Annotated in this window: 29 protein-coding genes; 12 read left to right on the plus strand and 17 right to left on the minus strand. The window is 37.1% G+C overall.

All coding sequences use genetic code 11. The annotated features are described in order from the left end of the window. Positions 1–129: 129 nt before the first annotated feature. The 5 genes from B5440_RS08230 to B5440_RS08250 form a co-directional block, all read right to left on the minus strand. A protein-coding gene (locus tag B5440_RS08230; RefSeq protein WP_100970624.1) for an IS3 family transposase occupies positions 130–1262 on the minus strand; the annotation gives its coding sequence in 2 pieces (ribosomal slippage) (positions 130–1001 and positions 1001–1262; 1134 coding nt in all). 108 nt (positions 1263–1370) lie between these two features. Continuing rightward, a complete protein-coding gene (locus B5440_RS08235) occupies positions 1371–1958 on the minus strand; it encodes an OsmC family protein (protein ID WP_079711105.1) in 588 nt (195 codons plus the stop codon). A gap of 91 nt (positions 1959–2049) precedes the next feature. Beyond that, positions 2050–3051, minus strand: coding sequence for a tyrosine-type recombinase/integrase (locus B5440_RS15815; protein ID WP_070053166.1), 1002 nt, complete (start codon positions 3049–3051; stop codon positions 2050–2052). A gap of 72 nt (positions 3052–3123) precedes the next feature. Beyond that, entirely contained in the window at positions 3124–3549 is a 426-nt protein-coding gene (locus tag B5440_RS08245; RefSeq protein ID WP_070053165.1) for a DUF4268 domain-containing protein, read from the minus strand. A gap of 1 nt (position 3550) precedes the next feature. Then, on the minus strand, positions 3551–4219 hold the full coding sequence (locus tag B5440_RS08250; RefSeq protein WP_070053163.1) for a ZIP family metal transporter: 669 nt from the start codon (positions 4217–4219) through the stop codon (positions 3551–3553). Positions 4220–4345: 126 nt separating this feature from the next. Here B5440_RS08250 and B5440_RS08255 point away from each other — a divergent pair, with 126 nt between their 5' ends. Continuing rightward, positions 4346–5503 carry a THUMP domain-containing class I SAM-dependent RNA methyltransferase gene (locus tag B5440_RS08255; RefSeq protein WP_070053162.1) on the plus strand — a complete coding sequence of 386 codons (1158 nt, stop codon included), beginning with the start codon at positions 4346–4348 and terminating at the stop codon, positions 5501–5503. A gap of 53 nt (positions 5504–5556) precedes the next feature. Here the strand turns inward: B5440_RS08255 and B5440_RS08260 are convergent, their stop codons facing one another. The 5 genes from B5440_RS08260 to rlmD form a co-directional block, all read right to left on the minus strand. Further along, complete coding sequence (locus B5440_RS08260) at positions 5557–5982, minus strand: type II toxin-antitoxin system VapC family toxin (RefSeq protein ID WP_070053160.1); 426 nt, start codon at positions 5980–5982, stop codon at positions 5557–5559. Further along, on the minus strand, positions 5979–6227 hold the full coding sequence (locus B5440_RS08265) for a DUF6364 family protein (protein ID WP_070053159.1): 249 nt from the start codon (positions 6225–6227) through the stop codon (positions 5979–5981). Before B5440_RS08265 ends, B5440_RS08260 begins: the two co-directional genes overlap by 4 nt. A gap of 74 nt (positions 6228–6301) precedes the next feature. Further along, complete coding sequence (locus B5440_RS08270) at positions 6302–7006, minus strand: DUF6048 family protein (protein WP_070053157.1); 705 nt, start codon at positions 7004–7006, stop codon at positions 6302–6304. After that, positions 6972–7508: a DUF6452 family protein gene (locus B5440_RS08275; RefSeq protein WP_070053155.1), complete on the minus strand. Its 537-nt coding sequence runs from the start codon at positions 7506–7508 to the stop codon at positions 6972–6974. The genes B5440_RS08270 and B5440_RS08275 overlap by 35 nt, the downstream gene beginning before the upstream one ends. Then, positions 7509–8918 carry a 23S rRNA (uracil(1939)-C(5))-methyltransferase RlmD gene (gene rlmD, locus B5440_RS08280; RefSeq protein WP_070053189.1) on the minus strand — a complete coding sequence of 470 codons (1410 nt, stop codon included), beginning with the start codon at positions 8916–8918 and terminating at the stop codon, positions 7509–7511. Between the two features lie 185 nt (positions 8919–9103). Between rlmD and rocD the strand changes: the two genes are divergently transcribed. Further along, positions 9104–10384, plus strand: coding sequence for an ornithine--oxo-acid transaminase (rocD, locus tag B5440_RS08285; RefSeq protein WP_070053154.1), 1281 nt, complete (start codon positions 9104–9106; stop codon positions 10382–10384). Positions 10385–10629: 245 nt separating this feature from the next. On the opposite strand, the gene B5440_RS08290 is transcribed toward rocD, so the two are convergent. Genes B5440_RS08290 through B5440_RS08300 form a run of 3 tightly spaced genes read right to left on the minus strand, consistent with a single transcriptional unit; the run spans position 10630 to position 13014 of the window. Then, a complete protein-coding gene (locus B5440_RS08290; RefSeq protein ID WP_070053152.1) occupies positions 10630–10962 on the minus strand; it encodes a CCC motif membrane protein in 333 nt (110 codons plus the stop codon). A 10-nt stretch (positions 10963–10972) separates the two neighbouring features. After that, the gene (locus tag B5440_RS08295; protein WP_070053151.1) at positions 10973–11266 is read right to left on the minus strand and encodes a DUF2752 domain-containing protein; all 294 of its coding nucleotides are present in this window, start codon (positions 11264–11266) and stop codon (positions 10973–10975) included. A 2-nt stretch (positions 11267–11268) separates the two neighbouring features. Further along, positions 11269–13014, minus strand: coding sequence for a T9SS type A sorting domain-containing protein (locus B5440_RS08300; RefSeq protein ID WP_141728106.1), 1746 nt, complete (start codon positions 13012–13014; stop codon positions 11269–11271). Between the two features lie 76 nt (positions 13015–13090). Here B5440_RS08300 and B5440_RS08305 point away from each other — a divergent pair, with 76 nt between their 5' ends. Then, entirely contained in the window at positions 13091–13288 is a 198-nt protein-coding gene (locus B5440_RS08305; protein WP_070053148.1) for a hypothetical protein, read from the plus strand. Beyond that, positions 13288–13833 (plus strand): Smr/MutS family protein, encoded by a 546-nt coding sequence (locus B5440_RS08310; protein WP_070053146.1) that lies wholly within the window; start codon positions 13288–13290, stop codon positions 13831–13833. Before B5440_RS08305 ends, B5440_RS08310 begins: the two co-directional genes overlap by 1 nt. On the opposite strand, the gene B5440_RS08315 is transcribed toward B5440_RS08310, so the two are convergent. Beyond that, positions 13830–14876 (minus strand): hypothetical protein, encoded by a 1047-nt coding sequence (locus B5440_RS08315; protein WP_070053144.1) that lies wholly within the window; start codon positions 14874–14876, stop codon positions 13830–13832. The two genes, B5440_RS08310 and B5440_RS08315, sit on opposite strands and share 4 nt — an antisense overlap. A gap of 97 nt (positions 14877–14973) precedes the next feature. On the opposite strand from B5440_RS08315, the gene B5440_RS08320 reads away from it, so the two are divergent. From B5440_RS08320 to mtaB, 3 genes are all read left to right on the plus strand, one after another. Continuing rightward, positions 14974–16122 (plus strand): cysteine desulfurase family protein, encoded by a 1149-nt coding sequence (locus B5440_RS08320; RefSeq protein ID WP_070053143.1) that lies wholly within the window; start codon positions 14974–14976, stop codon positions 16120–16122. Positions 16123–16344: 222 nt separating this feature from the next. Next, the gene (locus tag B5440_RS08325; RefSeq protein WP_232755975.1) at positions 16345–16671 is read left to right on the plus strand and encodes an OsmC family protein; all 327 of its coding nucleotides are present in this window, start codon (positions 16345–16347) and stop codon (positions 16669–16671) included. A 289-nt stretch (positions 16672–16960) separates the two neighbouring features. Beyond that, the gene (gene mtaB, locus B5440_RS08330; protein ID WP_070053141.1) at positions 16961–18292 is read left to right on the plus strand and encodes a tRNA (N(6)-L-threonylcarbamoyladenosine(37)-C(2))-methylthiotransferase MtaB; all 1332 of its coding nucleotides are present in this window, start codon (positions 16961–16963) and stop codon (positions 18290–18292) included. On the opposite strand, the gene B5440_RS08335 is transcribed toward mtaB, so the two are convergent. Beyond that, a complete protein-coding gene (locus B5440_RS08335) occupies positions 18289–18591 on the minus strand; it encodes an N-acetyltransferase (RefSeq protein WP_070053139.1) in 303 nt (100 codons plus the stop codon). The genes mtaB and B5440_RS08335 overlap by 4 nt on opposite strands. Positions 18592–18870: 279 nt before the next feature. Here B5440_RS08335 and B5440_RS08340 point away from each other — a divergent pair, with 279 nt between their 5' ends. The 3 genes from B5440_RS08340 to cls are packed head-to-tail and all read left to right on the plus strand — an operon-like array spanning position 18871 to position 22000. After that, positions 18871–19566 (plus strand): alpha/beta fold hydrolase, encoded by a 696-nt coding sequence (locus B5440_RS08340; protein WP_070053138.1) that lies wholly within the window; start codon positions 18871–18873, stop codon positions 19564–19566. Positions 19567–19576: 10 nt separating this feature from the next. Next, positions 19577–20536, plus strand: coding sequence for a lytic transglycosylase domain-containing protein (locus B5440_RS08345; protein WP_070053136.1), 960 nt, complete (start codon positions 19577–19579; stop codon positions 20534–20536). Continuing rightward, positions 20537–22000, plus strand: coding sequence for a cardiolipin synthase (gene cls / locus B5440_RS08350; protein ID WP_070053135.1), 1464 nt, complete (start codon positions 20537–20539; stop codon positions 21998–22000). It begins immediately after the preceding gene. Between the two features lie 69 nt (positions 22001–22069). Here the strand turns inward: cls and B5440_RS08355 are convergent, their stop codons facing one another. Together B5440_RS08355 and B5440_RS08360 are read right to left on the minus strand one after the other, a co-directional pair. Beyond that, positions 22070–22783, minus strand: coding sequence for a TlpA family protein disulfide reductase (locus B5440_RS08355; RefSeq protein ID WP_070053134.1), 714 nt, complete (start codon positions 22781–22783; stop codon positions 22070–22072). A gap of 139 nt (positions 22784–22922) precedes the next feature. Next, positions 22923–23438 carry a hypothetical protein gene (locus B5440_RS08360; RefSeq protein ID WP_057481108.1) on the minus strand — a complete coding sequence of 172 codons (516 nt, stop codon included), beginning with the start codon at positions 23436–23438 and terminating at the stop codon, positions 22923–22925. 154 nt (positions 23439–23592) lie between these two features. On the opposite strand from B5440_RS08360, the gene rpmH reads away from it, so the two are divergent. After that, positions 23593–23751 carry a 50S ribosomal protein L34 gene (gene rpmH, locus B5440_RS08365; protein WP_075327124.1) on the plus strand — a complete coding sequence of 53 codons (159 nt, stop codon included), beginning with the start codon at positions 23593–23595 and terminating at the stop codon, positions 23749–23751. A 109-nt stretch (positions 23752–23860) separates the two neighbouring features. Beyond that, positions 23861–26713 (plus strand): carbamoyl-phosphate synthase large subunit, encoded by a 2853-nt coding sequence (gene carB / locus B5440_RS08370; protein WP_070053133.1) that lies wholly within the window; start codon positions 23861–23863, stop codon positions 26711–26713. Positions 26714–26892: the final 179 nt, after the last annotated feature.

Raw genomic sequence — 26892 nt, forward strand, 5'->3', positions numbered from 1 at the left:
TGTAAAACCATCTGATACTGAGCTTGTTCCTCTAATTACGATCTCATTCAAATTGTTATTATCAGTAAATAATCTCATTCCTGCATCGAAATTATTTCCATAATTAATTTTTCTTACTGTAAGCTGCCCCTAATTAGAACTGCTTGATTGTCTAAAAATATCATTTTTCATTCTCCTGGCGGTACCGCCAGGAGAATGAGTTTTTGCGTATGCTACGGGGGACATTTTTCCCAGTGCATTATGTGGTCTTACATTGTTGTAATCTTCCATCCAGGTCTCGGTTTGTTCCCTTACCTGATTTAGATCTTCAAAGAGGTACTTATTGAGAACGCCTCTTCTATAGGTTCCATTGAATCGTTCTATAAAAGCATTCTGGGTTGGTTTTCCGGGTTGAATATACTGAAAGTCGATCTCTTGCATCTGGCTCCATTCTGAAGCGATCTTAGCAACAAATTCAGGTCCATTATCCATTCTTATTTTTTGGGGTTTTCCCCTGCGGTTAATTAGATGGTTCAATACCCAGACTACACGTTTGCTAGGCAGTGAAAAATCAATTTCTATATGCAATGCTTCTCGGTTGTAATCATCGATAACGGTTAAGCCGCGGAAGCGTCTTTTATTTTCTAGGACTTCGGTCACAAAATCAATACTCCAGCTACGATTGGGAGCTATGGGAGCCTCTAGAGGTTCTTTAACCCGGGCAGGTAAACGCTTTTTTACCTTTCGTCTCAAACTTAAACCTAGTTTTTTATAGACCCTGTACACCCGTTTATGGTTCCATGGCTTGCCTTCACTCCTTAGACGATCGTAAGCCATCCAGAAGCCTTCTTCGCTATGTTCTTTAGCTTTTTGTTGTAAAGCCGCTTCGATAGCAGTATCGTTCTTTGGAATTGGCCGGTAATAAAAAACGCTTTTGCTCATATTTAAAACACGGCACGCCCTGTTAATACCGTAACGCGTAAGTTCTTTGGCTATGGTTCTTTTACGGCAGGGCTTTAAAGCTTTTTTTCGATGATTTCTTTGGCCATTTGATGATCCAGGGATAGATTGGCATACATCTGCTTTAGCCTTCGGTTTTCCTCCTCGAGGTCTTTCAGGCGCTTAAGCTCTTTGCCGTTCATCCCGCCATAGCGTTCCAGCCATTTATAGAATGCAGCTGTACTAATGCCATATTCACGGCTGATCTCCGCGGCCGTTTTTCCGTTATCAAACTCCTTTAAAATCTTTGCGATTTGCTGTGGTGAATATCTACTCTTCTTCATAATTACTGTTTAAAGTTATAAAATATATTATACTTTTAAACAGTTCGTTATTAAGGGTAGCTTACAGTTATGTTAGTTTAATCGAATTAGTACCAGTTTAAGATTGGTTCATATTATTTTCAATGTTTTTGTTATAGGAATTCCAGGTTTTAACGTTTGATAAACTACACAACTTTTTACTGCTGCACTAAATAGAGTATTTAAAACCTTTTCTCCTGCATTGTTTGAACCTATTTCTACCTCCAAATTCAATTTTTGAAATCCAACAGGAACGGATTTATCAAATTTTAATGTTCCGCGTACATCAAGGTGGGCTTCAGCTGACACTTTTGTATGCTCCAGTTGAATTTCCAATCTATCTGCGATCATTCTTAAAGTACTTTCCAAACAAACAGCCAGTGCGGCACATAAAATGTCTCCGGGAGTTGAGTAATCGTGATCACCACCTACAGCTCTATGAAGACCAGTTTTTAGTGGTAAATTTAATTCATCATTCATTAGAACTTTTGAATGAAAAGGGTCATCCAGATTTTCACCTTTAACTACTGCTGAATCTACAATTGACGCCATCTGTGGGTCATTATCATAGACTTTCTTTAGTTCATTATGTCTTTTTACGACTTCAGAGTTTACATTTCGCAGTTTAAGCTTGTTAGCTAAATGCTTAGCTGTAAATTTTAAATCATCTTTTTCCATAAAAGTTCAATTTAAACGTTTATTATTTCTGTTAGTTTCTGTGGTTGTTCTAATTGGTACTAACGTGTTATATCTGGCACAATCTACCTTTTTAGTCAAAAACATTTCGGGATAAACGCATGTTTCCATCCTTTTTATCAGAATTTGATAATGCTTTTAAGCTAACATCCAAAGGACTCGTAATCTTCATTAATTCCTTTTGAGTTACATGAGTATAGATCATCGTAGTTTCTGGTTTCGAATGACCCAGCAAACTCTGTATATGCCTTAGATCTATATCGTTTTCTAACATATTGGTGGCATAAGAATGTCGCAATGTATGCGGCGTTACTTTTTTTTGATATTTACCAGCTTGCATGCATGATGTAAAGCCGCCCTGATACTGGAAGAATTGTAAGGCCCGCCCAACCCTAAGGCCAGAGGAATACAACAAAGCAAAAATCGCTCTGTGCTTTAAATTTTGTGTGGCTCTTAAAAGATCTATCACTTCTTCTTTAGAAAGTACTACGGGTAAATATTTATATTTCCTGGGACTGGAAATTTGTTCGGCTTTTAGTTCGGGGAAACGGTGTAATGCTGCAAAATGTTTTAAAGCGCTTACACATTGCCGGTGCGTACTAATGGCGTAATTCTTCCCGGCAATTTCCTGCTCAATAAAAATCTCAATTCTACGATTGGTGATATTATTTAATTTATCTCTTTGAAATGCTATAAATCGCTGTACAAAAGTTGTATAAGTTTTTAAGGTGCTTTTACTAAAGCGTTGCCCATTTAAGTAATTCTGAAATTCTTCCAGGATCTCCAATTGCTGCGGATTCAAATTCGAATGCTCTCCCTCCGGAGTTTCTACCGTCTCTGTTTTAAGATCTTTTAAAGCCGAATAATCTATAATGCAGCCTATCTTTTTTAGAACAGTATAAATGCGCTTTTTGTTGTTGACCGAATATGCCAAATAGAAACACGAATAGGTGCGGGACCAGCGCATCCCTTCCATATTTTTAATGAAATCATTGAGTTTAAAATCAAATTTATAAGTGATTCCAATTTGTAATTCGTCACGGTGCTGAAACGCAAAAAGTCTAATAGTTCTCATAAGCCTATTTTAAACAAATAAGCGACTAAATTAGTTGGTTAAAACCCTGAAAATGCGGTATAAGAGAAAAACTTACCTAAAAAGGTTTTTATATTCTATAAAGAAAGCTTCCATCTGCTCCATAGCATCATTAAGGAATTTCATCACCTCAGGCCAGTGTTGCCGGTTATGAATATTTACACCATCAAGCTGAACATAGATTCGTGAGATGGTTTTTCCTTCGGGAAGTTCATATTCTTCTTCATAAACTGCTTCAGGTAAATATTCAGAGATCAGGATGTTTTTTAGGGAAAGCAACTTTTCAAAATAATAGGCTCTAATCAGCGGGTCTTCGTCTAAGACATCTATAGAAACCTGGGCGAATTTTCGGTTAAAAGTGAATTTAAGCTGAAGTTCTTTTATGCCGGTATCATACAAAACCCATTTTCTGCGGAAAACGATACCGAAGCTGGTCCAGAACTGTTGTCTTAATTTCTTGCTTTCAGCTTTGCTAAACATATCAAATTAAATAAGCCAGTAAAATTCCGCCCACAATTACCGCCAGTTTAGAAATATTGAATTTATGGTTTTTTGAGGCTTCAAATAGAATAGTGGTAGAAACGTGCAAAAAAATACCAATCACTAAGGCATTAATGTAAATTGAGATCTCCTGGAGTAAGCTGAATTGTGATTTAAAAAAACTTCCTAGTGGGGTCATTAAAGCGAAAATTGCCAGGAATACGCCAACTTTAATTTTACTCAAATTAGAATGAATTAGAAAAACCGAAAGTATGGTCGCTACCGGAATTTTATGTATTACAACCCCGTGTAAAATATGATCGCCTTCATCCATAGGGAAACCTTCCAGGAAAGCGTGTACACTTAAACTTATTAGTAATAAGATGGGGAATCTATCCATTCCTTCCTGCTGGTGTAGGTGGCCGTGTTCCACACCTTTTGATACAAATTCAAGAATAATTTGTAGCAGTAATCCAAGCATGATAAAAATCCCAACCTCATTAGTGCCATTTAAGTAAACTTCGGGTAACAATTCAAAGATCGTAACCGCCAAAAGATAAGCTCCACTAAAACTAAGCAGCAATTTAAAGCCGGTAGAGGAGGAGGGTTTTAAAAAAGTAGCGATAAGATAGCCGGCAAGCACAGAAAGAAGGGGTAAAATATAGATCATTAATTACTGCAAAATATTATTAGAAAACCTGAGTCGTAAAAGCTTTTAGAATATTTCAGTATCCAAAGCCGGCAATACCTTTATTCAGCAAAATTACCCTATTTTTGTGGACTGTAAAAAACCGATATGGAAAATAATTTTAAAATGATCGCTAAGACCATGTATGGTTTTGAGCCAGTTTTGGCTAAAGAACTCATGGCACTTGGCGCGATGGATGTAAAAGAAGGAACCAGGAATGTAAGTTTTGTTGGAGATACCGGCTTTATGTATAAAGCCAATCTTTGCTTAAGAACCGCCATTAAGATCCTGAAACCTTACCAGAGTTTTAAAATATTTTCTGAAGACGATCTTTACAAACAAATCTACGATTTGCCCTGGGAGAATTTTATGGATGTTAACGATACCCTGGCCATTGATGCCACGGTGCATTCAGATACCTTTACGCATTCCAAGTATATTTCCCTTAAAACCAAAGATGCTATTGTAGACAGGTTTAGGGATAAGTTTGGTAAAAGACCAGATGTAGATCTTGATTTTCCAACCTTGCGACTTAATATTCATATTGAAAAGAACTTTTGTAATGTTTCCTTCGATTCCTCTGGGCAGTCGCTACACAAACGTGGGTATAAAACCGCGACTAATATTGCGCCTATAAACGAGGTGTTGGCTGCTGGTATGCTGTTGCTTTCAGGCTGGGACGGGCAGTGTGATTTTATGGATCCCATGTGCGGTAGTGGGACTATTCTAATTGAAGCCGCGATGATTGCCTGCAATATTCCACCGAATTTAAACCGAAAAGAATTTGCTTTTGAACGCTGGAAAGATTGGGATGAAGATCTATTTGCAAAAATAGAAGCATCTGTGCTGAAGAAAATGCGGGAATTTCATTTTAAGATCAAAGGTTATGATACCTCGCCATCGGCAGTGCATAAAGCCATAGATAATATTGAAAATGCTAATCTTTCTGAATTTATAAAAGTAGAAAGACAGAATTTCTTTGCTTCTGAAAAAGAAGGAGAGCGGCATTTACATATGTTATTTAATCCGCCTTATGGAGAGCGATTAGAAATTGATATGCCGAAATTCTATAAAGAGATAGGAGACACGCTAAAGCAATCTTATCCGGGGACTGATGCCTGGTTTATAACCTCTAATCTTGAAGCTATAAAACACGTAGGCCTAAGACCTTCCCGAAAAATAAAACTTTACAACGGTGCCCTGGAATCTAAGTTATTAAAATACCAGATCTACCAGGGATCAAAAAAGGCGAAGTTTCAGGATTAAAATTTTGATCTGTAAGCAATGAATAAATTGGGGTGACCAACAAATTTTATTGCTTACGGATTAATAGAGAAACTTTTTAGAAATTGGGTAGCGGTCATTACCGGTAGGGAAGATTTTTGAAAATCTTTCGTATTTCTTGTAATTATAATTTCACATTCTGAAGCTAATGCACTAAAATACTGAAGAGAATCTTCAAAATCTTTAAAATTTGAGTTTAGTCCTTTTTCGATTATTTGCTCATCAATTATAGAAATTTCGCATAAAATTTTGAGCTTTCTAAGCTTTTCTTTTGCAATTTTTGGAGATTCGAATTTGGATAGGAAGTAATTTACGGTTGCAAAGGAAATAGGAGAAACTATTAATGAAACAATTCCTTTATCAGCAAGGCTTGCAAGTTTTGCTGCAGCTTTATAAAACGGATATCTTTCTCCTAATAGATCAAGAATAATATTGGTATCTATAAATATTCTTTTATTCATTTATATTTCTCCAATAAATGGTCTGAGTATTCTTCTTTATAATCGAGGTCGGGCGCTATCTTTTTACCGGTTGATATGCTTCTCACAAAAGGAGAGATTTCTAATTCGTCGGTATCTTTCTTGCTTGTTAGCGATTGTAAATAGGCTTCTACAAGTTTAGACAAACTGAGTTTTTGATTTGAAGCATATTTTTTAGCTCTTTCAATTACTTCTTGATCGAGCTTTAAAGTGAGTTTGGTATTCATAGCTCTATATTCTTATACGTGTAAATTTAATAAATTTATCCGTATAAACGATAAAGCTTTATTTGCAGAATTCTCTATTTCTTATAGAAAGGAATCAGGTAACTAATGGTGTAGCCATAGCCCACCCCAATATTACTATCGTCGTAAGTTCGGTTAAAACCGGGAATAGTCAGGTTATCAAAATTATCTGGAGCAGATTGAAACAACCTGCGCTTAAGCTGAACATTCACCGAGAGGTATAGATTATTCAGTACTTCAACTTTAATCCCGGCAATTAATTCTACCCAGCTAGCCGTTAAGCCCGAATATTCAATATTATCGGTTCTAACATCGGGTTCAAAGTAAGAGTTAGTAGTGTAGATTCGGTATTCATCAACTTCCTGGGTAAAAGTAGCAAAACCATAACGCGCTCCTACAAAAATAAGGTTCTGCATTCCCGTCCAGTTTTCATACGCATTATAATCGGCACCGAGCTTTATGTAGCTTCCGCGAGAAGTTAGGCTAATATTATCTTCTTCGTAACCCATACTTTCATTACCAAGTTCTGCAGCCGCATAATAATTTTTATAAACCCTGTAATCTCCCAGGATTTCAAATCCTGAATAATCATCCTCAAAAGCGGTTCTTGCTAGTTTACTAAGATCTGTTCCTATCCGTAAACCAAATTTTTCCCGCTTGGCCAGGCTATCCTGTACAATTGTTTCCTGGCTTAATAAAGGGCTAGCCAAAAATAGAAAGGCAAGACTAAAAAAATATGTTGATATGTGCTTGTGTTTCATCTTCAATATTGGGTTCTTCAATAATATAAGAATCAATCCATTGCCCATCTTCACCGCCTTCAATGGTTAACTTTAAACTATTGTATATTACTTTATAAGCACAGGCACGGTTTACGTAAATCTCTTCGGTGCCGTAAGTAAAGGTTAAAGTATCGGTATCTGGGGTGAATTCTTCGTCTTCTTCGTCCTCTTCATCTTCAGGATCGCGATCAAATATAGTGAAGGTATAGGAAGTTGCATCTTGATCTGTTCTTAGTGGGATCACAATGCTATCAAAACTTATTCGTTGATACAATGTTTTAATTTCATCATTTACCGTAGATCTAATACTTAAATTGGTTGGGCTGGCCGGGTTATCTCGTTCTTCGGCATCATAAAATCGCACAACCAGCAAAGGAGTGGTTTGCGTTGCCGCAGGGCAAATATCATCTCTCTGGCAGCCAAGGAAAAGCATGAGTAGCCCACCGATAAAAAAGAGTTTTTTAAGATATTTTGTCTTCATCTATTTTCTTTCTAAACAAACAACATTTTCTACGTGGTGCGTTTGTGGAAACATATCTACCGGTTGCACTTTAGTCACTTTATAATATTCGTCTAATAAAGAGAGATCGCGAGCTTGTGTAGCCGAGTTGCAACTCACGTAAACAATGCGCTGCGGCAATATACCAATTATTTGGGCAATCACATCTTTATGCATACCGTCTCGAGGCGGATCGGTTATAATAACGTCTGGCTGCCCGTGAGTATTGATAAATGATTCAGAAAAAACTTTTTTCATATCGCCTACAAAGAATTCGGTGTTTTCAACCTGGTTGCGCTCAGCGTTCTCTTTGGCGTCTATAATAGCTTCAGGCACAACTTCAACCCCAATTACTTTTTTCGCTTTTTTGGCAACAAACTGGGCTATGGTTCCTGTTCCTGTGTATAGATCGTAAACAATTTCGTCTCCTTTAAGATCGGCGAAAACCCTGGTTATTTTATATAATTCGTAAGCCTGTGCAGAATTGGTTTGGTAAAAAGACTTGGCGTTTATTTTAAACTGAAGTCCTTCCATTTGCTCAAAGATATGGTCGCGGCCTTTATAGCAAATTACTTCCTGGTCGTAAATGGTGTCATTTCCTTTTTCATTGATCACGTATTGCAACGAAGTGATCTCCGGAAACATTTCTGCTACCGCATCAAGTAATAACTCTCGCTTTTCTTTGTCTTCGTGAAAAAACTGAATTAAAACCATTAACTCCCCGGTAGAGGAAGTTCTAATCATTAAAGTTCTTAATAAACCTTCCTGTTTACGGGCATTAAAAAAACTGAGGTCGTTATCTGTAGCGTATTCTTTTACAAAATTTCTTATTGCATTGCTGGGATCTTCCTGTAGGTGACATTTTTTGATATCCAGAATTTTATCCCACATCCCCGGAATGTGAAATCCAAGGGCATTTTTATCATCAAAATCTTTCCCGCTGTTTATCTCTTCCGGAGTGAGCCAGCGGCTGTCGCTAAATGAGAATTCCATTTTATTGCGGTAGAAATAGATTTCCTTACTGCCTAAAATTGGGGTCACTTCAGGTAATTCAACCTTTCCTACCCGAATAAGATTGTTTAGAACTTCATTCTGTTTGTACTCCAGTTGATATTCGTAACCCATATTTTGCCATTTACAGCCTCCACAAGTTCCAAAATGCTGGCAAACAGGTTCTACACGTTTATCGGAAAATTGATGAAAATTTACAGCAGTTCCCTGGTAATAAGATTTTCTCTTTTTCGTGGTTTTAATATCGGCAATATCACCGGGCACTACATTGTCTATAAAAATTACACGACCATCTGGAGATTTACCAATACCTTTTCCTTTTCCACCGGCATCAGTAACTTCAACGGCGTCAAATACCTTGTTTTTATTCCTTCTTCCCATAGCGCAAAAATAGGATAATTGTGAAGATTTATTCCCTGAGTTGCTTAAAATTTCGGCAAACATTTAGTAATTTGCGAAAACTTGAATTTTGGATGATTTCTCTCCCTTGCGGCTCAGACTCTTTAGATATTGGCTGGGAGCAAAAGAAGGAATTTATGAAAGTTAACAGTTAAAAAATTAAATCAATGCCATTAGCAGAAATTAAATCCTCAGAAGAAGCCATTAACCTGGAAGATAAACATGGAGCTCATAATTACCATCCTCTTCCCGCTGTATTAAGCAAAGGGGAAGGAGTTCATGTTTGGGACGTAGAAGGAAAGAAATATTACGATTTCCTTTCTGCTTATTCCGCGGTAAATCAGGGACATTGTCATCCTAAAATTGTAAATGCTATGTATGAGCAAGCCTCAAAATTAGCACTTACCTCAAGGGCTTTCCATAACGACGTTCTTGGTGCTTACGAAAAATATGCCACCGATTATTTTAAGTTCGATAAACTTTTGCCAATGAATACTGGGGCAGAAGCTGTGGAAACTGCCATAAAGATCGCCAGAAAATGGGCTTACGAAAAGAAAGGAGTTAAAGAAACAGACGCTCAAATTATTGTTTGTGAAAATAACTTCCACGGAAGAACAACCACGATAATTTCTTTCTCTAACGATGAAGGAGCTCGTAAGAATTTTGGTCCTTATACGCCAGGATTTATAAAAGTAGCTTATGATGATCCAGATGCTTTAGAAAAAGCAATTACAGAAAATGATAATATAGCCGGCTTTTTAGTAGAACCTATTCAAGGGGAAGCAGGAGTTTATACGCCTGCTAACGATTATATGAAAAGAGCTAAAGAGATTTGTAATAAGCATAATGTGCTTTTTATGGCCGATGAGATCCAGACTGGGATCGCCAGAACCGGAGCTTTATTAGCCGTTTGTGGTAATTGTACTTGCGAAGGCCATTGCGAGCGCCAGGAAACTTATACAAGACCAGATATTTTGATCTTAGGGAAAGCACTTTCTGGAGGAAATTATCCTGTTTCTGCGGTATTGGCAGATGATGAGGTGATGAATGTAATTCAGCCGGGACAACACGGGTCTACTTTTGGAGGAAATCCTGTAGCCGCTGCAACTGCTGTAGCTGCATTAGATGTGGTTAAAGATGAAAAACTAGCCTTAAATGCGCGTAAACTCGGAAATCTTTTTAGAAGATTGATGGACGACTTTATAAAAGATTCTAATATTGTAGAATTGGTAAGAGGCCGCGGATTATTAAATGCAATCGTAATTAACGATTCAGAAGATAGCTCTACAGCCTGGGATATTTGTATGGCGCTAAAGGAAAACGGACTTTTAGCAAAACCAACCCACGGAAATATAATTCGTTTTGCGCCACCACTGGTGATGAACGAAGAACAACTTAGAGATTGTGTAGATATTATTACTTCTACTTTAAAGCAATTTGAAAAGTAATTCTATTCTTAAAATATATTCACGAAAAAGCCAGCTAGAAATAGCTGGCTTTTTTTGTTTTGAAAAACAGGTTATTTGAAAGCTCCTAATTTTGTCAAGCTGAACTTGTTTCAGCTTCTAACATAAGATCAGTAATTATCTTTATAGATCTCCGAATAAATTTCGGAGCAGGCTCTGAAACCATCCCGAAGCTTCGGGACAGGATGACGTTTAAAAGGCTTTTTTTATTTTTTCAGAATCAATTTTTATTGATTTTGTTCAATCTCTCTTAGAATTTCTTCCTGCATTTCGTAGATTCCTTCAAATCCGCCGTACATAATAAGCATAACAATAGAACTTATTAAACTAATGGCACTTAAAACCAGGCCTATAATGGCAAGAATTTTACCGGTTTTTACATTTTGGTAACCGGTGTATAATTCTGGTTCTGCATTATAGATCTCTGTGGCTCGCTTTGCCATTACCAGTGCAATGATCCCGAAAATAATTCCGAGTACTCCGTAACAGCAGCATCCAATAATAGAGAGGATCCCGAAAATTAAAATTAAGGTTGAATTTGGTAATTGTTGTCTTTCCATAAAGTTTGGTTTATTGGGTTAGTTGTAAATAAGTGTTCATTTTTATTAAATAGCTTATGAGCATTACCGCACCGCTAAAAATTATAAGTGCAATTTTTATCTGAAAATCATACCTGAATTTCACAAATAGGTTTAGAATTAGAAAAGCAAGTAAAATTAAGATGGGATAGATTCCCGGAAACATATAAAAAGCCTGGCTGAATTCTGCTTTAAAAACCAGTAATAACGCACGTTGCCCTCCGCAACCAAAACAATCTACCCCGGTAAGGCTTTTGTTAAGACAAGGCAACATAAATTCTTCCATAACTAATTTTTGATGCTAATTTTACTGGTGAATTCAAGGTTTTCAGAAGAAATAATTTTTACGATATAGATCGCATCTTGTAATCCCGAAGTTGGTAAATTATGTTTGGTACTTCCAATGGCTATTCTTTTATTATAAATCATTTGTCCGTTAAGGTCGTATAATAATATTTGTTTTAAATCAGATTGCACCATCTGTATCTCCAATTGCGCTTTTAGATTGTTTTGAACAATGAGCGCGTCAGGAAATAAAAAATCCAATTCCTCTTCAGTGGTTTCGGATAGGATATTGTCTTCCTTTTCCCGCATAAAGCTAATAAAAAATCGATTACTATAATTTCCTTTTTCCAGGTCTATAGAAAAATCATCCAGATTTAATTGATTATAGGTTTCTAATTCGGAATCAAAAAGAAAGATATTCTCGCTCTCAAAATCTCTGAAATCGTCCAGACTGAAAGTTAATTTTGAAGCTTCAGCTAAATTTATAAATAGCGGGATTTTATCATTTTTTCTGAAAGGTCTAACCTGGATGTTATAGAAAGCTTCTGCAATATTCCAACCTGCATCATTTTCCAGCACTCCGTAAATTTTTGCATCCATAGCCCAATCTTCTTCTTTAGAAGAATCTTCCCGGAAGGCTAACAAAAGTGGGCGCGTATATAAATCGTTAAAACCTACATTAAGTTTTAATAATGGAATCTCGCTTTTTTGCTGATTTTTAAATTCTGAAGTTTGCGAGTTTTCTTTCTGAAATCGTCTTTGAGAATTTTTAAAATGGATGTAACCATCACTCTTTCCGGTTAGCATAAAGGCCTGCCCAATAGGACTATACTCACGGGCTATTTGTGCACCATTTGCTCCTGAATTTCCTGTTTCCTCTCCGCCGCCATCATAGGTTTTAAAAACTGCCGGGGCATAAGCGTTCGCTCCGGGAGAATAAGAACCATAACCACCTTCGTAATCTTTTAAATAATGTGAATCACCGTTATCTCTGGAGTCCCAGAAGTAAGCGATTCCCGTACTTGCCGGATTTTCGAATAGAAAACTTTTTAAATGAAGGGCAGAAGGATAGGGGTTACCTATTAAAACACTTTTTTCATTTTTAATAAGCACTTTTATTTCTCCGTCATTTGGTAAACCTCTAAAATCATAGCGTTGCCTGTTTCCGGGGTTGTTTTCTACTCCATTTATAATCGTGTGGTCGCTGCCGTTCACACCTTTCATGGTAAATCCTTGCCCTGGTGCTACATCAAAATTAACTCCCACGTGCTGCCAGTCAGTGTACTCACTTCCCGAGTATTTGTAAATCCAGCGACTGGAAATTTTTAAAGGATTTGCCCTGCCTTCTAAATCGTTTGTAACGAGAACCGATTTACTTCGAGTTTGTGTTTTGGGTTGGAAAATTACCGCTCCAAATTGATTAGCGCTTATATTATCTGTAATCGGCAGCGCCCAGTAGTTATAATCAAAAGCATTAGAGGTGCCTTCCTGGAAAACGGAGAGCCAACCATTCCCCGAATTTTTATTAGTGCTTTTTTCACCCTGCAATAATTGTGATTCCTTTCGCAGGTAAATACTGGCTTCGGTATCAGGAGAATTATTCTTTTTTAGCGAAATATCGTCTTCAACATATAGAAACCGGTCACTAAGATAGATATAAGAATCCCCGGTTATGGAAGGAGAAATATGCAGTTGCGCATTTCCGTGGTAAAAAGATAAAATAAAAGCTAAGAAGTAAATTTGCCTCATAATTCCTGTAACTTTGCTGTAAATACAAGAACCGTTATTTTTAACAGCTTTAAAATAAGGGATAACAGGTAAAAAAATGAACAATTCTCAAGTTATAAATACAATTTTGATAGTGTTTGGCGGCGGACTTCTAATCTATGCCATTGCTGCTGAAGGTGCTCACGCTTACTTTAAGATCATTGGTTTAATTACAATTATGTTGGGGCTTTATCGTGCAACCAATTTTTGGGTAGAGACAAAAGATGATCATAAAGAAGAAGAAAATAAAGAATAATGGAGCTGAAAAAAGGTGATAAGGTCGCAGTTTTAGATGATGTGCTGGAAGGCTATGTAATAAAAGCCGGAGCCGGAAAAGTCTATATTGAAACTACCGATGGTTTTGAAATGGAGTTTACCGAAGAGGAATTGGTGAAAATAGAAAGACCTATTGAAGCTTTATCTGAAGACGTGGATTTTGACAAGGTTTTAGCGGAAAAAAAGCTGCCTCCAAAACCAAAGTCACAGCGAATAAAGCCGAAAGAAAGAAACCTGCCGCCAATGGAGGTAGACCTGCATATAGAAAAACTAACCAGGTCTTCTCGTGGGATGAGTAATTATGATATACTTAACCTACAAATGGAAACCGCTAAAAGGAAATTGGAGTTTGCAATTAGCAAACGAATACAGAAAATTGTTTTTATTCACGGGGTAGGCGAGGGTGTTCTAAAAGCAGAACTCGATTTTTTCCTGGGTCGCTACGACAACCTAAAATTCTATGACGCCGATTACCAAAAATACGGTCTGGGAGCTACAGAAGTTTATATTTTTCAAAATGCTTAGTTAGTAGTAGTTTCTTCGTTTTCTTCCTCATTTTCCTCTTCTGCATCCAGTAATTCTTGTTGCCGGTTTGTTAGTAGTTCAAAAGGAATATTATTTACAACAAGTCTTCCTAAATTATAAGAGTCAAAACGAATATCTTCCCCGCTGCCATCCTGGCGAATTAGGTTAAAATCTTCGATTACTATATTAGACCTATAATCTCTGTTAATAGAGTGGTCTAGTTGAAGCTCGTGTTCAAAACTAATTTCGCTAAGTTCTTTTTTTCGGTAATTCGCAACACCATCATCGGCAATTATCAAAGATCGTGGGTCTATATTTCCTGCTTCTACTTCAGATTGTCTTACCTCGTGCCGGGTTAAAACACCATCGTTATCATCGTCAGGGTCTAGATAATCGGGAAGATTATCTTCACCATCGGTATTCAAAAAGCCTTCTTCTGTGGTTGGTTCTCCCGGGTTCGCAGTTATTTCACTTTCTGTCGGAACATTATCATTATCGTCATCAATATCTAAATAATCAGGAATGCCATCGCCATCGGTGTCCAGGTGATTTCCTCCATCGGGATCATAGCCTTCCTCAGCATTAAGTAAGCCATCGCCGTCGGCATCTGCATCCAAAGCAAGATCGTTGAAACTGGTAGTTATCGTCACAGTTCCCCCGGCAGAAACATATTCTTCTAGTACCCGTGGAGATCCTGGCGGTACTCCCTGGCAAAAATAATCTCTTCCGTTTATTTCCCCGTCGTAGATTCTATACACCAACCTGTTACCTTCTCCCGAAAGATTAATTTCTATAGGTTCATCATTTACATCTAAGGTTAGAATTCTTTGCGTAAGTGTATCGTTTAGTCTGTTATCATCTAATTCCAGAGACATGGATTCGTATACATCTTCATTATTAACTACCCAAAGTACTTTTTTGCCGTCAATTTCGCATAAGCTTAGATCGCTGTCTTCCAGGTCAAAACTGGTTACGGTAATATCGCCATCGTCACAGGAGTAAAGCGCAAAAGAAAATAATAGGGCTGCAAAGATCTTTTTCATAGGTGTACGTATATTCAAACTGAAACAAAAATAGCGGAATTAAGAATTCTTAGGGCAGGTTCTTTTAAATAATTTTATTTCGTTTAATTTTGCGGCGATGAAAAATGTATACCTAGATTCTGCCGCAACCACGCAAATGCGTGACGAAGTAATTAACCGAATGACCTCTGTGATGAAAGAGGTTTATGGAAATCCTTCTTCTACCCATTCTTTTGGAAGATCTGCTAAATCTTTAATTGAGCAGGCGCGTAAAACCGTAGCCGGTTATTTGAATGTAAAAGCTTCAGAAATAGTGTTTACTTCTGGCGGGACCGAAGCCGATAACCTGGCTTTAAATTCTGCCGTTCGCGATCTTGGGGTAAAGCGCATAATAACTTCAAAAATAGAGCACCACGCAGTTTTGTATACCGTAGAGCAGCTTCAGGATTGTTTTGATGTAGAGGTAGTTTATGTTGATCTGGATTCCTGCGGAAATGTGAAAGATGATCATTTAGAAGAATTACTGAAAACTTCAGATAAAAAGACGCTGGTAAGCCTGATGCACGTAAATAACGAGATTGGGAATAAACTGGATATTAAAAAAGTAGGGCAACTTTGCAAAGAAAACGGCGCCATTTTTCATTCAGATTGTGTACAATCGGTAGGGCATTATGATCTTGATTTTAGTGAAATCCCGGTAGATTTTACCGCGGTGAGCGCTCATAAATTTCACGGCCCAAAAGGTGTGGGATTTGCTTTTATTAGAAAAAACAGCGGATTAAAACCACTTATTTTTGGAGGAGAGCAGGAGCGTGGCCATCGTGCCGGCACAGAAGGGGTTCATAATATTGTAGGCCTGGAAGAAGCTTTAAAACTATCTTTAGATAATTTAGCCGAAGAAAAAGCCTATATAAGTGATCTAAAAGCTCATTTTATTTCAAAATTAAAAGCTGAAATTCCAGGGGTGAAATTCAACGGAGATTGTTCCGATCTTGAAAAAAGTACCTATACGCTGGTAAATGTATGTTTGCCGGTGCCCCAGGATAAAGCGCTAATGCTTTTATTTCAATTAGATCTAAAAGGTATTGCCTGTTCTAAGGGAAGCGCCTGCCAAAGCGGTAGTGATAAAGGTTCTCACGTGTTAAATGCATTTTTAGAGGAAGAAGACCTCAAAAAACCATCGGTACGGTTTTCATTTTCGCGATTTAATACCAAAGAAGAGCTGGACTACGTGGTAAAAACACTTAAAGAGTTTATTGAATCTTAAAGTCTTTTGTGAAGCTGACCTGAGTCATACTTTATAGACTTTAATCGCTGTTACTTTGCAGCATTAATTGCCCGGTTTTGGGATTAAAATTATAAAGTAATGGCAGATAATCACGAATACCAGGTAGACCTAACCTGGAAAGAAGACCGAAAAGGAGAAGTTTCCTCTCCCTAATTAACCGACACCATTGAAACCGCCACTCCGCCAGATTTTCCTAAAGGAATGCCCAACATTTGGTCTCCGGAACATTTTCTGGTTGCTGCGGTAGAAAGTTGTTTGATGACCACCTTCCTGGCTATTGCTGAAAATTCTAAACTGGAGTTTATCAGTTTTAAATCTACGGCAATAGGGAAATTGGATAAAGTTGAAGGTAAATTTCAAATGACAGAAATTATACTGAAACCGGTTTTGGAAATCACCGACGAAAATAATGCTGAAAGAGCAAAACGCATCATAGAAAAGAGCGAAAAAGCCTGTTTGATCTCCAATTCTATAAAAACGAAAATTACTCTGGAATCTGAGATTGTAATTGCTTCTGTAGGAGTATAGTGATATTATCGTCATGATAATCGGGAGAAGCAGTCTTTTATTAGAAGTGTCTGTTCACCATGTCATCCTGAACTTGTTTCAGGATCTAGTTTATTTATATCCGGAATGACGTTTGAATGCAATATTCAAGTACAGGTTGCCATGTCGGCTATCGCCTCTTCGCAATAACGACTTAACCACAAACCGATAACTGATAACCGAAATCAAAACAATGTTTTCCTAAAACAATAATTGTTGGTATCTTTGCAGCCCTAAAAATCGTTTAACTTCTACAGAAACAGGCAGGTGTATGAATACAAAGAAGGTCGCATTTTATACCTTGGGTTGCAAGCTCAATTTTTCAGAAACTTCTACCATTGCAAGATCTTTTAAAGATGAAGGTTTTAAGCGTGTGGAATTCAATGAAGAAGCTGATATCTATGTGATCAATACCTGTTCGGTTACCGAGAATGCCGATAAACGCTTTAAAACCATCGTAAAACAAGCGCAAAAAGTGAACGAAGATGCGTTTGTGATTGCCGTGGGTTGCTATGCGCAATTGAAACCAGAGGAACTTGCCGATGTAGATGGAGTAGATTTAGTGCTTGGAGCGACTGAAAAATTTAAAATCACCGATTATCTTAACGATCTTTCTAAAAATGATATGGGGGAAGTTCATTCCTGCGAAATTGATGAAGCCGACTTTTATGTAGGCGCTTATTCTATAGGAGACAGAACCCGCGCATTTTTAAAAGTGCAGGATGGGTGTGATTATAAATGTACTTATTGCACAATACCTTTGGCTCGTGGAATTTCACGAAGCGATAAACTGGAAAATGTTTTGACTAATGCCGCTGAAATTTCAGCAAAGGGAATTAAGGAAATTGTACTTACCGGAGTAAATATTGGAGATTACGGAAAAGGAGAATTCGGTAATAAAAAGCACGAACATACTTTTCTTGATCTGGTGAAAGCTTTAGATGAGGTAAACGGTATTGAACGTCTAAGAATCTCTTCTATTGAACCTAATCTACTGAAAAACGAAACCATAGATTTTGTAGCCGATAGTAATACATTTGTGCCTCATTTTCATATTCCATTGCAAAGTGGAAGTGACGCTTTGCTTAAATTGATGAAGCGTCGTTATATGAGTTCGCTTTATACCGATAGAGTGGCGCAAATTAAACGAGTAATGCCCAATGCATGCATTGGTGTTGATGTTATTGTTGGCTTTCCCGGGGAAACCGAAGAACGCTTCCTGGAAACCTATAATTATTTAAATGAATTAGATATTTCTTACCTGCACGTTTTCACTTATTCTGAGCGCGATAATACTCCTGCAGCAGAAATGGAAGGTGTGGTTCCTACTAAAGTTAGAAAAAAGCGTAGCAAAATGTTGCGTGGACTTTCAGCTAAAAAGAGAAGGGCGTTTTACGAAAGTCAGCTAGGAAATACCTGTACCGTACTTTTTGAAGGGGAAAATAAAGAAGGATACATTCACGGCTTTACAGAAAACTATGTAAAGGTGAAAGCACCCTGGGATCCTGCATTGGTAAATACACTTCATCAAATAGAACTGACTTCAATTGACGAAGATGGAATGGTTAGGTTTGAATTTGCTTCAGAAAAAGTAGCGGTTTAAATATTTATTCCTACCGGTAAAAGGTCCTTATATTTTCTTCTGTTCTTGCGCATGAATTTTGCAACGTCTGGACTGGTAGGCATCACGCGGGTATTTCGATCTTTAATTTCTTCTAAAACCGCTTCAATAAAAATATCCATGTAACCTTCTTCCTTTAGCGATTCAGGCATAAAAACCTTGGTAAGGAATATTTTTCGTTCCTGTTGTGAGTATTCTATTGTGGCAAGTTGCTCCTTAATTGTGGTTTCAAATTGTCTTAAGAACTCATTATCGGTAATTATAATCTCTTCAGCATTCATCATTTCTCTTTTTTCTGTTATAAACCTTTAAGACAGCATATTTTTATCGCCAATAGCGATATAGTTTAGCTAGTAAATTTTTTTTTGGATGGTTATTGTAAAGGTAGTTAAATAAAGCCTTCGTAACTGAAATATTAGCAGTAATAGGTAAAATTAAAGGCTTTAAAAATTTGTCCATTATTTTTAATCTTTCAATTGTGAAAGCCAAATAAATAGCAGTAATTTTGATAAGTAAATTTACGGCTTTAGGCCAGTTTGTAGTGTTATATACTTGTTAAAATGACTGAAGAGAAGGAGTTGATTCATGTTTATTTTATGCCGGGAATGGCTGCAAATTCATCCATTTTCGAAAATATAAAACTTCCGGAAGATCATTTTAAAATGCATTTTTTAGAATGGATTATTCCCCAAAGAGATGAAAGCCTAAAAAGTTATGCTCTGCGTATGAATAAATATGTAAAGCACGAAAATGTAGTCTTGATTGGAGTATCTTTTGGCGGGGTTATTGTGCAGGAAATGGCAAAGAGTCTTGACCTAAAAAGGCTTATCATTATTTCTAGCGTAAAATGTAGAGAAGAATTGCCAAGGCGTATGCGATACGCCGCCAGTACAGGTTTATTTAAACTTATACCTACAAGTTTGTTAGATTATGTAGATCATTTTGAAAAAATTGCGGTAGGAGATTTTATAAAAAAAAGGGCGAAACTTTACCGGCAGTATCTTTCAGTTAGAAATCAGCGTTATCTGGATTGGGCCATAAAAAATATGGTTTTATGGAATTGTGCCAAAGCCCGGGAAGGGATTATTCACATCCACGGGGATAAAGACGAGATCTTCCCGATTAAATATATTTCAGATTGTATTACAGTAAAAAACGGTACCCATATAATGATTTTAAATCGCTATCGTTGGTTTAATAAGTACCTGCCCCAATTAATACTTTCAGGAAAAATAGAAGAAGAAAATAAAAAATAAATTAATTGCTATGAAAATTTTAAAATCTGCTTTAGTAATAGTGGGACTATTTACTATCGTGTTCCTTAGTATCCAGGCCACCCAACAGTCGCCTGATGGTAGTGAAGAGAAAGCATCTGAAACTGCTGAAACTGCCAAAAAAGACCGGCCGGTAAAAGATTATAATATTTATGCGCTGCCAATGCCTGAAAACGTAAATTTTGCCGGGGAAGAGGTGCCTTTAGACGATCCGGATATTTACGAAAGAATGGATAGGGAATTGTTGGTAAATACTTATTGGCAATCTAATGCGCTGCTTTTAATTAAACGCGCAAATAAATACTTTCCAATCATTGAACCTATTTTGAAGGAAGAAGGCGTGCCAGATGATTTTAAATACCTGGCTGTAATTGAAAGCGGTTTAACCCAGGCGGTTTCTCCTGCCGGTGCCAGGGGGTTCTGGCAAATTATGGAAGGTACCGGGAAAGATTATGGACTGGAAATTAATGATAATGTAGACGAACGTTACCATATTGAAAAGTCTACCCGTGTAGCCGCCGATTATCTTAAAAAATCTAAAGAAAAATTTGGTAGCTGGACAATGGCGGCTGCCGCGTATAATGCGGGGAATAGAGGAGTTGAAAGACAGTTGGAACGCCAAAAAGTTGATGATTATTATGAATTACTGCTTGGAGAAGAAACAGGTAGGTATATGTTCAGAATTTTGGCATTAAAAGAGATCTTAAGCAACCCACATCAGTACGGATTCAATTTTGAAGACAAACATCTTTATAAAAACATCCCCACTAAAACCGTTAAAGTAGATACGGTAGTAAATGATTTTGCCGATTTTGCGAAACATTTTGATATCAACTACAAGATTTTAAAAATTCATAATCCCTGGTTAAGGGAAGCGCATTTAAACAATGCTTCGCGAAGAGAATATGAAATCAAGATTCCTGAAGAAGATACTTATACTGCTGTGAAATAAATGGATTACTTCCTGGATAATATTTGGTGGATCTTGTTATCTGCCAATTTTCTAATCGTTTTTATAACGGCCGGTTACGAATTAATGCACTTTAGGGAGCCGGTGAAAAGTATTTCCCTGATTTTCGCCCTATTTGTTCTGCCCGTAGTAGGACTTTTGATCTATTACTTTTTTGCCCAGGAGTTTAGAAAAAGCAAGTTATTTAATAGAAAGAAGCTCTATGATCAAAAGATAATTCAGCATTGGGAAGATAAATTAATGCTGAAAGAGCAAGATCTTATTGACAAAAAACAGGATTTTATAGCGGGAAAAATAAAACTGGTTAGTTTACTTCAGAATAACCAAAAAAAGCCGGTTACCTTTAAAAATAAAGTCACAGTCCTTATAAACGGTGAAAATAAGTTCTCAGCCTTATTTGAAGATATTAAAAATGCCAAACACCATATTCATATTGAATATTATATTTTTAATAGTGGCAGAATAGGCAACCGACTCATTTTATTGCTTTGCGAAAAGGCCGAAGAAGGGGTGAAAGTAAGGGTAAGTTATGATTTTGTAGCTAGTAGGCTTTCTTCTAAGGCGGTGAAGAAAATGAAGTCCTGTGGCATTGAGATTTATCCGTTCATGCCCGTTTGGTTTCCAAACCTAACCCGTAAATTAAATTACCGAAATCATCGAAAAATGGCAATTATAGATGGTAATATAGGGTTTGTAGGCGGAATTAATATCTGCGATGAATATGTGAATTTTGAAGAAAACCCCAAAGAAAAACTTTTCTGGAGAGATACACATTTAAGAATTATGGGGCACGCTGTAAAATCCTTACAGGCCCAATTTCTATTAAATTTTAATTTTATTAGTGGAAAAGAACTTAAGGTAGAAGATAATCTTTTTCCGAAAATAGATATTCCAGAAAGAACTGCGGTGCAAATAGCCGCCAGCGGTCCCGATACCGATTGGCAGAATATTATGGAAGCTATTCTAATAGCCATCAATACCGCTGATGAATATATTTATATCACCACGCCTTATTTTATCCCTAACAACCAAATTCTTACCGCACTTTGTATGGCGAGTAGAATAGGAGTGGAGGTAAAAATAATTATCCCCGAAATAGGAGATTCTGTGATCGCGCGTTATGCTACTAATTCTTATATCGAACAATTACTGGAATCTGGAGTGCAGGTTTTTCATTATCATAAAGGAATGGTTCACGCCAAAACTATGGTGGTAGATGGGGTTTTAACCAGTATTGGTTCCTGTAATCTGGATAATCGTAGCTTTGATATTAACTTCGAAATTAATGCTTTTCTCTATGACGAAGAGGTGGCTAAAGAAATGACTGAAGTTTATAAAAAAGACCTGAAGGAAACTACAGAGCTAATTTTAGTAGATTGGATGCAGCGACCCGCCTTAGAAAAAATAAGGGAAGCCCTTGCCAGACTTTGGGCACCGCTACTATAGAGTTATCTTTTTTTATATCTACCCCAAGATGATTTTTTGTAATTTAATCTATAGAATTAGTAAAAAGAATTATTCCGGGGAGATACCGTTGAATTGGACAGGGATCTTATCTTGTGAATTCCCGATTAGATTATTGGTGATCGCTGAATTGATCGCTTCATAATTAAGCTGGAAAGACTTTTCCTTAGAGATATTATAAGGATGAAATACACTCCTTTTAATATTCATAATCTGTTTGTTACCCGCAATTAAATAGCAGGTCGGCAGTCCTAATGAATGTTTCATGTTTTCTACCACATACGAATGTTTGTTGGTAGTTTCATCTACATACAACACCTCGATATGAGAATTAAACTTTTTTGATAGTTCTTTAGCGGTTTCTCTCTTATCCCAGAATAGCATTACAAAATCTATTCTGTCCTGGTATTTTTCTGCCAGCTCGTTGAGTGCAGGTATTTCTCCTTTTCCGGGAATGCACCACGAAGCGTATGTTAGTAAATAGACGGGTTTTTTAAAATCATATAGCGCAACTTCTTTTCCTCTAAGATTTAAGAATTTAAAGTTATCTATATATGTTCCTTTCAGTTTAGTTTCTACCAGTGTATCAAATAGATTTTCAGCTTTTTCAAATTCCCGGTGCCTGTAGGCTGCTTTCGCTTCTTTATTATACTTAGGTAGGTGCATAACAAGTGCATCAGAGAAAAAAAGCTTGTCGCTTTTCTCTGTTTGGGCTTGAATATTTAAGCCAAAAATTATAAAAAAGAGGAGTAAAAATCTCTTCATGCACTTTGTTTCGTTATATCAAAACAAAGATAGTTTAGAAGAAAGGAGCATTGAAATTTTATCGTTAAGGGGTCAATATTTCGGCTAAAAGTTTTTGAATTATCAACGAAAGCAGAATTTAACTAAAATTATCTTAAAATTAAATTTTCTTCATTTGTTGCTTCATCATCTTTATCTGGTCCTTTAGCATCCCGTGCTTATCCAGCTTTTTAGCTTCGGCAAGTAAATTGGTGGCTTCTCTTTTTCGGCGTTTGGTCATCGCGATGCCGGCAAGGTTTAGTTTTGCCATTGCCAAATCCTGATCCATTGCAAGACCTAATTTAATAGCACGTTTAAAGAATTTTTCAGCCTGCGTAATATTGGTTTGAGAAACCATTAACCCATGTAAATACCAGTAGTAACCCTGCTGCTTTTGGGTAAGCGCAGTTTCCGGATTTTTTATTTTATCCAACCATTTCTTTGCACCCGGGAAATCTTGTTTTCTTAGTCGCAAGAAAGCAAGTAATATCATTTCGTTTTTAAAATACAGGAACACAAAAATTAAGGAAAGTAGAATGAACATAATGCCATTGCCAATATTTCCTTCTATAAACTGCCAAATGGCAAGGCCTAAAACTGCTCCCGCTAAAACTAACTTGATATTCTTATTAAACATATAATGCATTTATTTTGGAAGCGGCAAAGGTAAGAAAAACAATTAAAAATAATTTAAATTACCTCTTGTAATAGTTAAAAAGCTTTGTATATTTGCACGCAGTTTTACAGAGAGCTATAAAAACGATTATTCAGAAGATTTAAAGATATTTAAAATGAAAAGAACGTTTCAACCATCCAAGAGAAAAAGAAAAAACAAGCACGGTTTTCGAGAAAGAATGGCTAGTGCAAACGGAAGAAAAGTCCTCGCTAGAAGAAGGGCTAAAGGCAGAAAGAAAATATCAGTCTCTTCTGAAAACAGACATAAGCACTAATGAGAATTAGGTTTTAAAATATTTAAAGGTGTTACTTTCTTAGTAACGCCTTTTTTTATATCCAAACGCTTCCTTACTTTTATGTTTAATATGCTACAATCCAAGAAAAATGCCTAAAAACAACAACCTTAAAAGTATCCTGATTATTGGCTCCGGGCCTATTATTATTGGTCAGGCCTGCGAATTTGATTATGCCGGAACTCAATCCTTACGTTCGTTACGCGAAGATGGGATAGAAACTATCCTGCTTAATTCCAATCCGGCAACGATAATGACAGATCCGTCTATGGCAGATCACGTTTATCTAAAGCCTTTAACCACCAAGTCTATTATTGAAATCCTTAAAAAGCATCCCAATATAGATGCTGTTTTACCTACAATGGGAGGACAAACAGCGCTAAACCTCTGTATTGAAGCCGATGAAAAAGGAATTTGGGAAGATTTTGGAATCAAATTAATTGGAGTAGATATAGATGCGATCAATATTACCGAAGATCGCGAGAAGTTTAAACAGCTTATGGGAAGAATTGGAATTCCCGTTGCACCTGCGAAAACTGTAACTTCTTATCTTCAGGGGAAAGAGGTTGCACAGGAATTTGGTTTTCCTTTAGTAATTAGAGCCTCTTTTACTTTGGGTGGAAGTGGAGCTTCTTTTGTACACGGCCCCGAGGAGTTTGATGAAATGCTTACTTATGGATTAGAAGCTTCACCAATTCACGAGGTGTTAATAGATAAAGCTCTTTTAGGTTGGAAGGAATATGAATTAGAACTGCTTAGAGATAAGAACGATAATGTGGTAATTATTTGTTCTATAGAAAATATGGATCCTATGGGAATCCATACCGGGGACTCAATCACTGTAGCACCGGCAATGACTTTAAGTGATACTACGTACCAGCGTATGCGTGATATGGCCATAAAAATGATGCGTAGTATTGGTGATTTTGCCGGTGGATGTAATGTGCAGTTTGCGGTAAGTCCAGATGAAAAAGAAGATATTATTGCGATAGAGATTAACCCTAGGGTTTCCAGGTCTTCGGCTTTGGCTTCTAAAGCAACAGGATATCCAATTGCGAAAATTGCAACAAAACTGGCAATTGGTTATAACTTAGATGAACTGGAAAACCAGATCACTAAATCTACTTCAGCTTTATTTGAACCTTCTTTGGATTATGTGATCGTAAAAATTCCGCGTTGGAATTTCGATAAATTTGAAGGCGCAGATCGCACTTTAGGCTTGCAGATGAAGTCTGTAGGAGAAGTGATGGGAATTGGGCGTTCTTTCCAGGAAGCACTTCATAAAGCCACACAATCACTTGAGATTAAAAGAAACGGACTTGGAGCTGACGGAAAAAGCTATACCAAGTACGACGAAATTATAGAAAAACTTACTTACCCAAGCTGGGATCGAGTTTTTGTGATTTATGATGCCATTCAGGCGGGAATCCCGCTTAGTCGTATTCACGAGATCACTAAAATAGATATGTGGTTCTTGCGCCAATACGAAGAGCTTTACGCTTTAGATGTAGAGATCTCTAAATTTGATAAAGAGTCATTACCTAAAGACTTGTTACTCGAAGCAAAACAAAAAGGTTTTGCCGATAGGCAAATAGCCCATATGCTGGACTGTTTAGAAAGTGAGGTTTACAATAAGCGTGTTGATTTAGGTATAAACCGGGTGTATAAACTGGTGGACACTTGTGCAGCTGAATTTAAAGCGGAAACGCCTTATTATTACTCAACTTTTGAAGCAGAAATTGAAACTCCAGATGGCAAACGTTATGTAGATAACGAAAGCAAGGTGAGTGACAGGAAAAAGATTGTAGTGCTTGGTTCTGGTCCAAACAGGATAGGCCAGGGAATTGAGTTTGATTATAGCTGTGTTCACGGTGTTTTAGCCGCTTCAGAATGCGGTTATGAAACCATTATGATCAACTGTAACCCTGAAACGGTTTCTACCGATTTTGATGTAGCCGATAAGCTTTACTTTGAACCTGTTTTCTGGGAACATATTTATGATATTATCCGTCACGAAAAACCTGAAGGGGTAATTGTGCAGCTGGGAGGTCAAACTGCTTTAAAACTTGCAGAAAAATTAGACCGCTACGGAATCAAAATTATGGGAACCAGTTATGAAGCTTTAGATCTTGCTGAAGATCGCGGAAGCTTCTCAAAACTGCTTCAGGATAATGATATTCCTTACCCTGAATTTGGAACTGCCGAAACTGCAGATGAAGCCCTGACACTAGCCGATGAACTTGATTTTCCAATCCTGGTAAGACCTTCTTATGTATTGGGTGGCCAGGGAATGAAAATCGTGATCAATAAAGATGAGCTTGAAGAAACAGTGGTAGATCTTCTAAGGAAAATTCCGAATAATAAACTATTGCTTGACCATTATTTAGATGGCGCTATAGAGGCTGAAGCAGATGCAATTTGCGACGGGGAAGATGTTCACATTATAGGAATAATGGAGCATATTGAACCTTGCGGAATCCACTCTGGAGATTCTAATGCCTTGCTACCTCCTTTTAACCTTGGAGATCTTGTGATGGAGCAAATTAAAGACCATACCCGTAAGATCGCTTTAGCGCTTAACACGGTTGGTTTGATCAATATTCAGTTTGCGATAAAGGATGATATGGTGTATATCATTGAGGCCAATCCAAGAGCATCCAGAACAGTTCCATTTATCGCGAAGGCTTATAAAGAACCTTATGTGAACTATGCGACCAAAGTGATGCTTGGTGAAAAGAAAATCAAGGATTTCAAATTTAATCCCCAGTTAGAAGGTTATGCAATAAAACAACCGGTATTTTCTTTCAATAAGTTTCATAAGGTGAATAAGCAACTTGGACCCGAAATGAAAAGTACAGGAGAAAGTATTCTTTTTATTGACAGCTTGCGTGACGATGAATTCTACGACCTGTACAGTAGAAGAAAAATGTATTTGAGTAAATAAGAATTAGCATATAAAGAATATAGGCTATCTGAAAAGATTTTATAAATCGTCATTCTGAACTTGTTTCAGAATCTAAGATGTTGATAGTTCAAACATGCTAGAAGCTGAAACAAGTTCAGCTTGACGAAGCCAGGTCTTTTTAGTCAACACAATAAATCAAGAAACCTACAAGGTGTTTA

The sequence above is a fragment of the Salegentibacter salarius genome, from assembly GCF_900168265.1.
In the GTDB taxonomy this organism is placed as follows: Bacteria; Bacteroidota; Bacteroidia; order Flavobacteriales; family Flavobacteriaceae; genus Salegentibacter; species Salegentibacter salarius.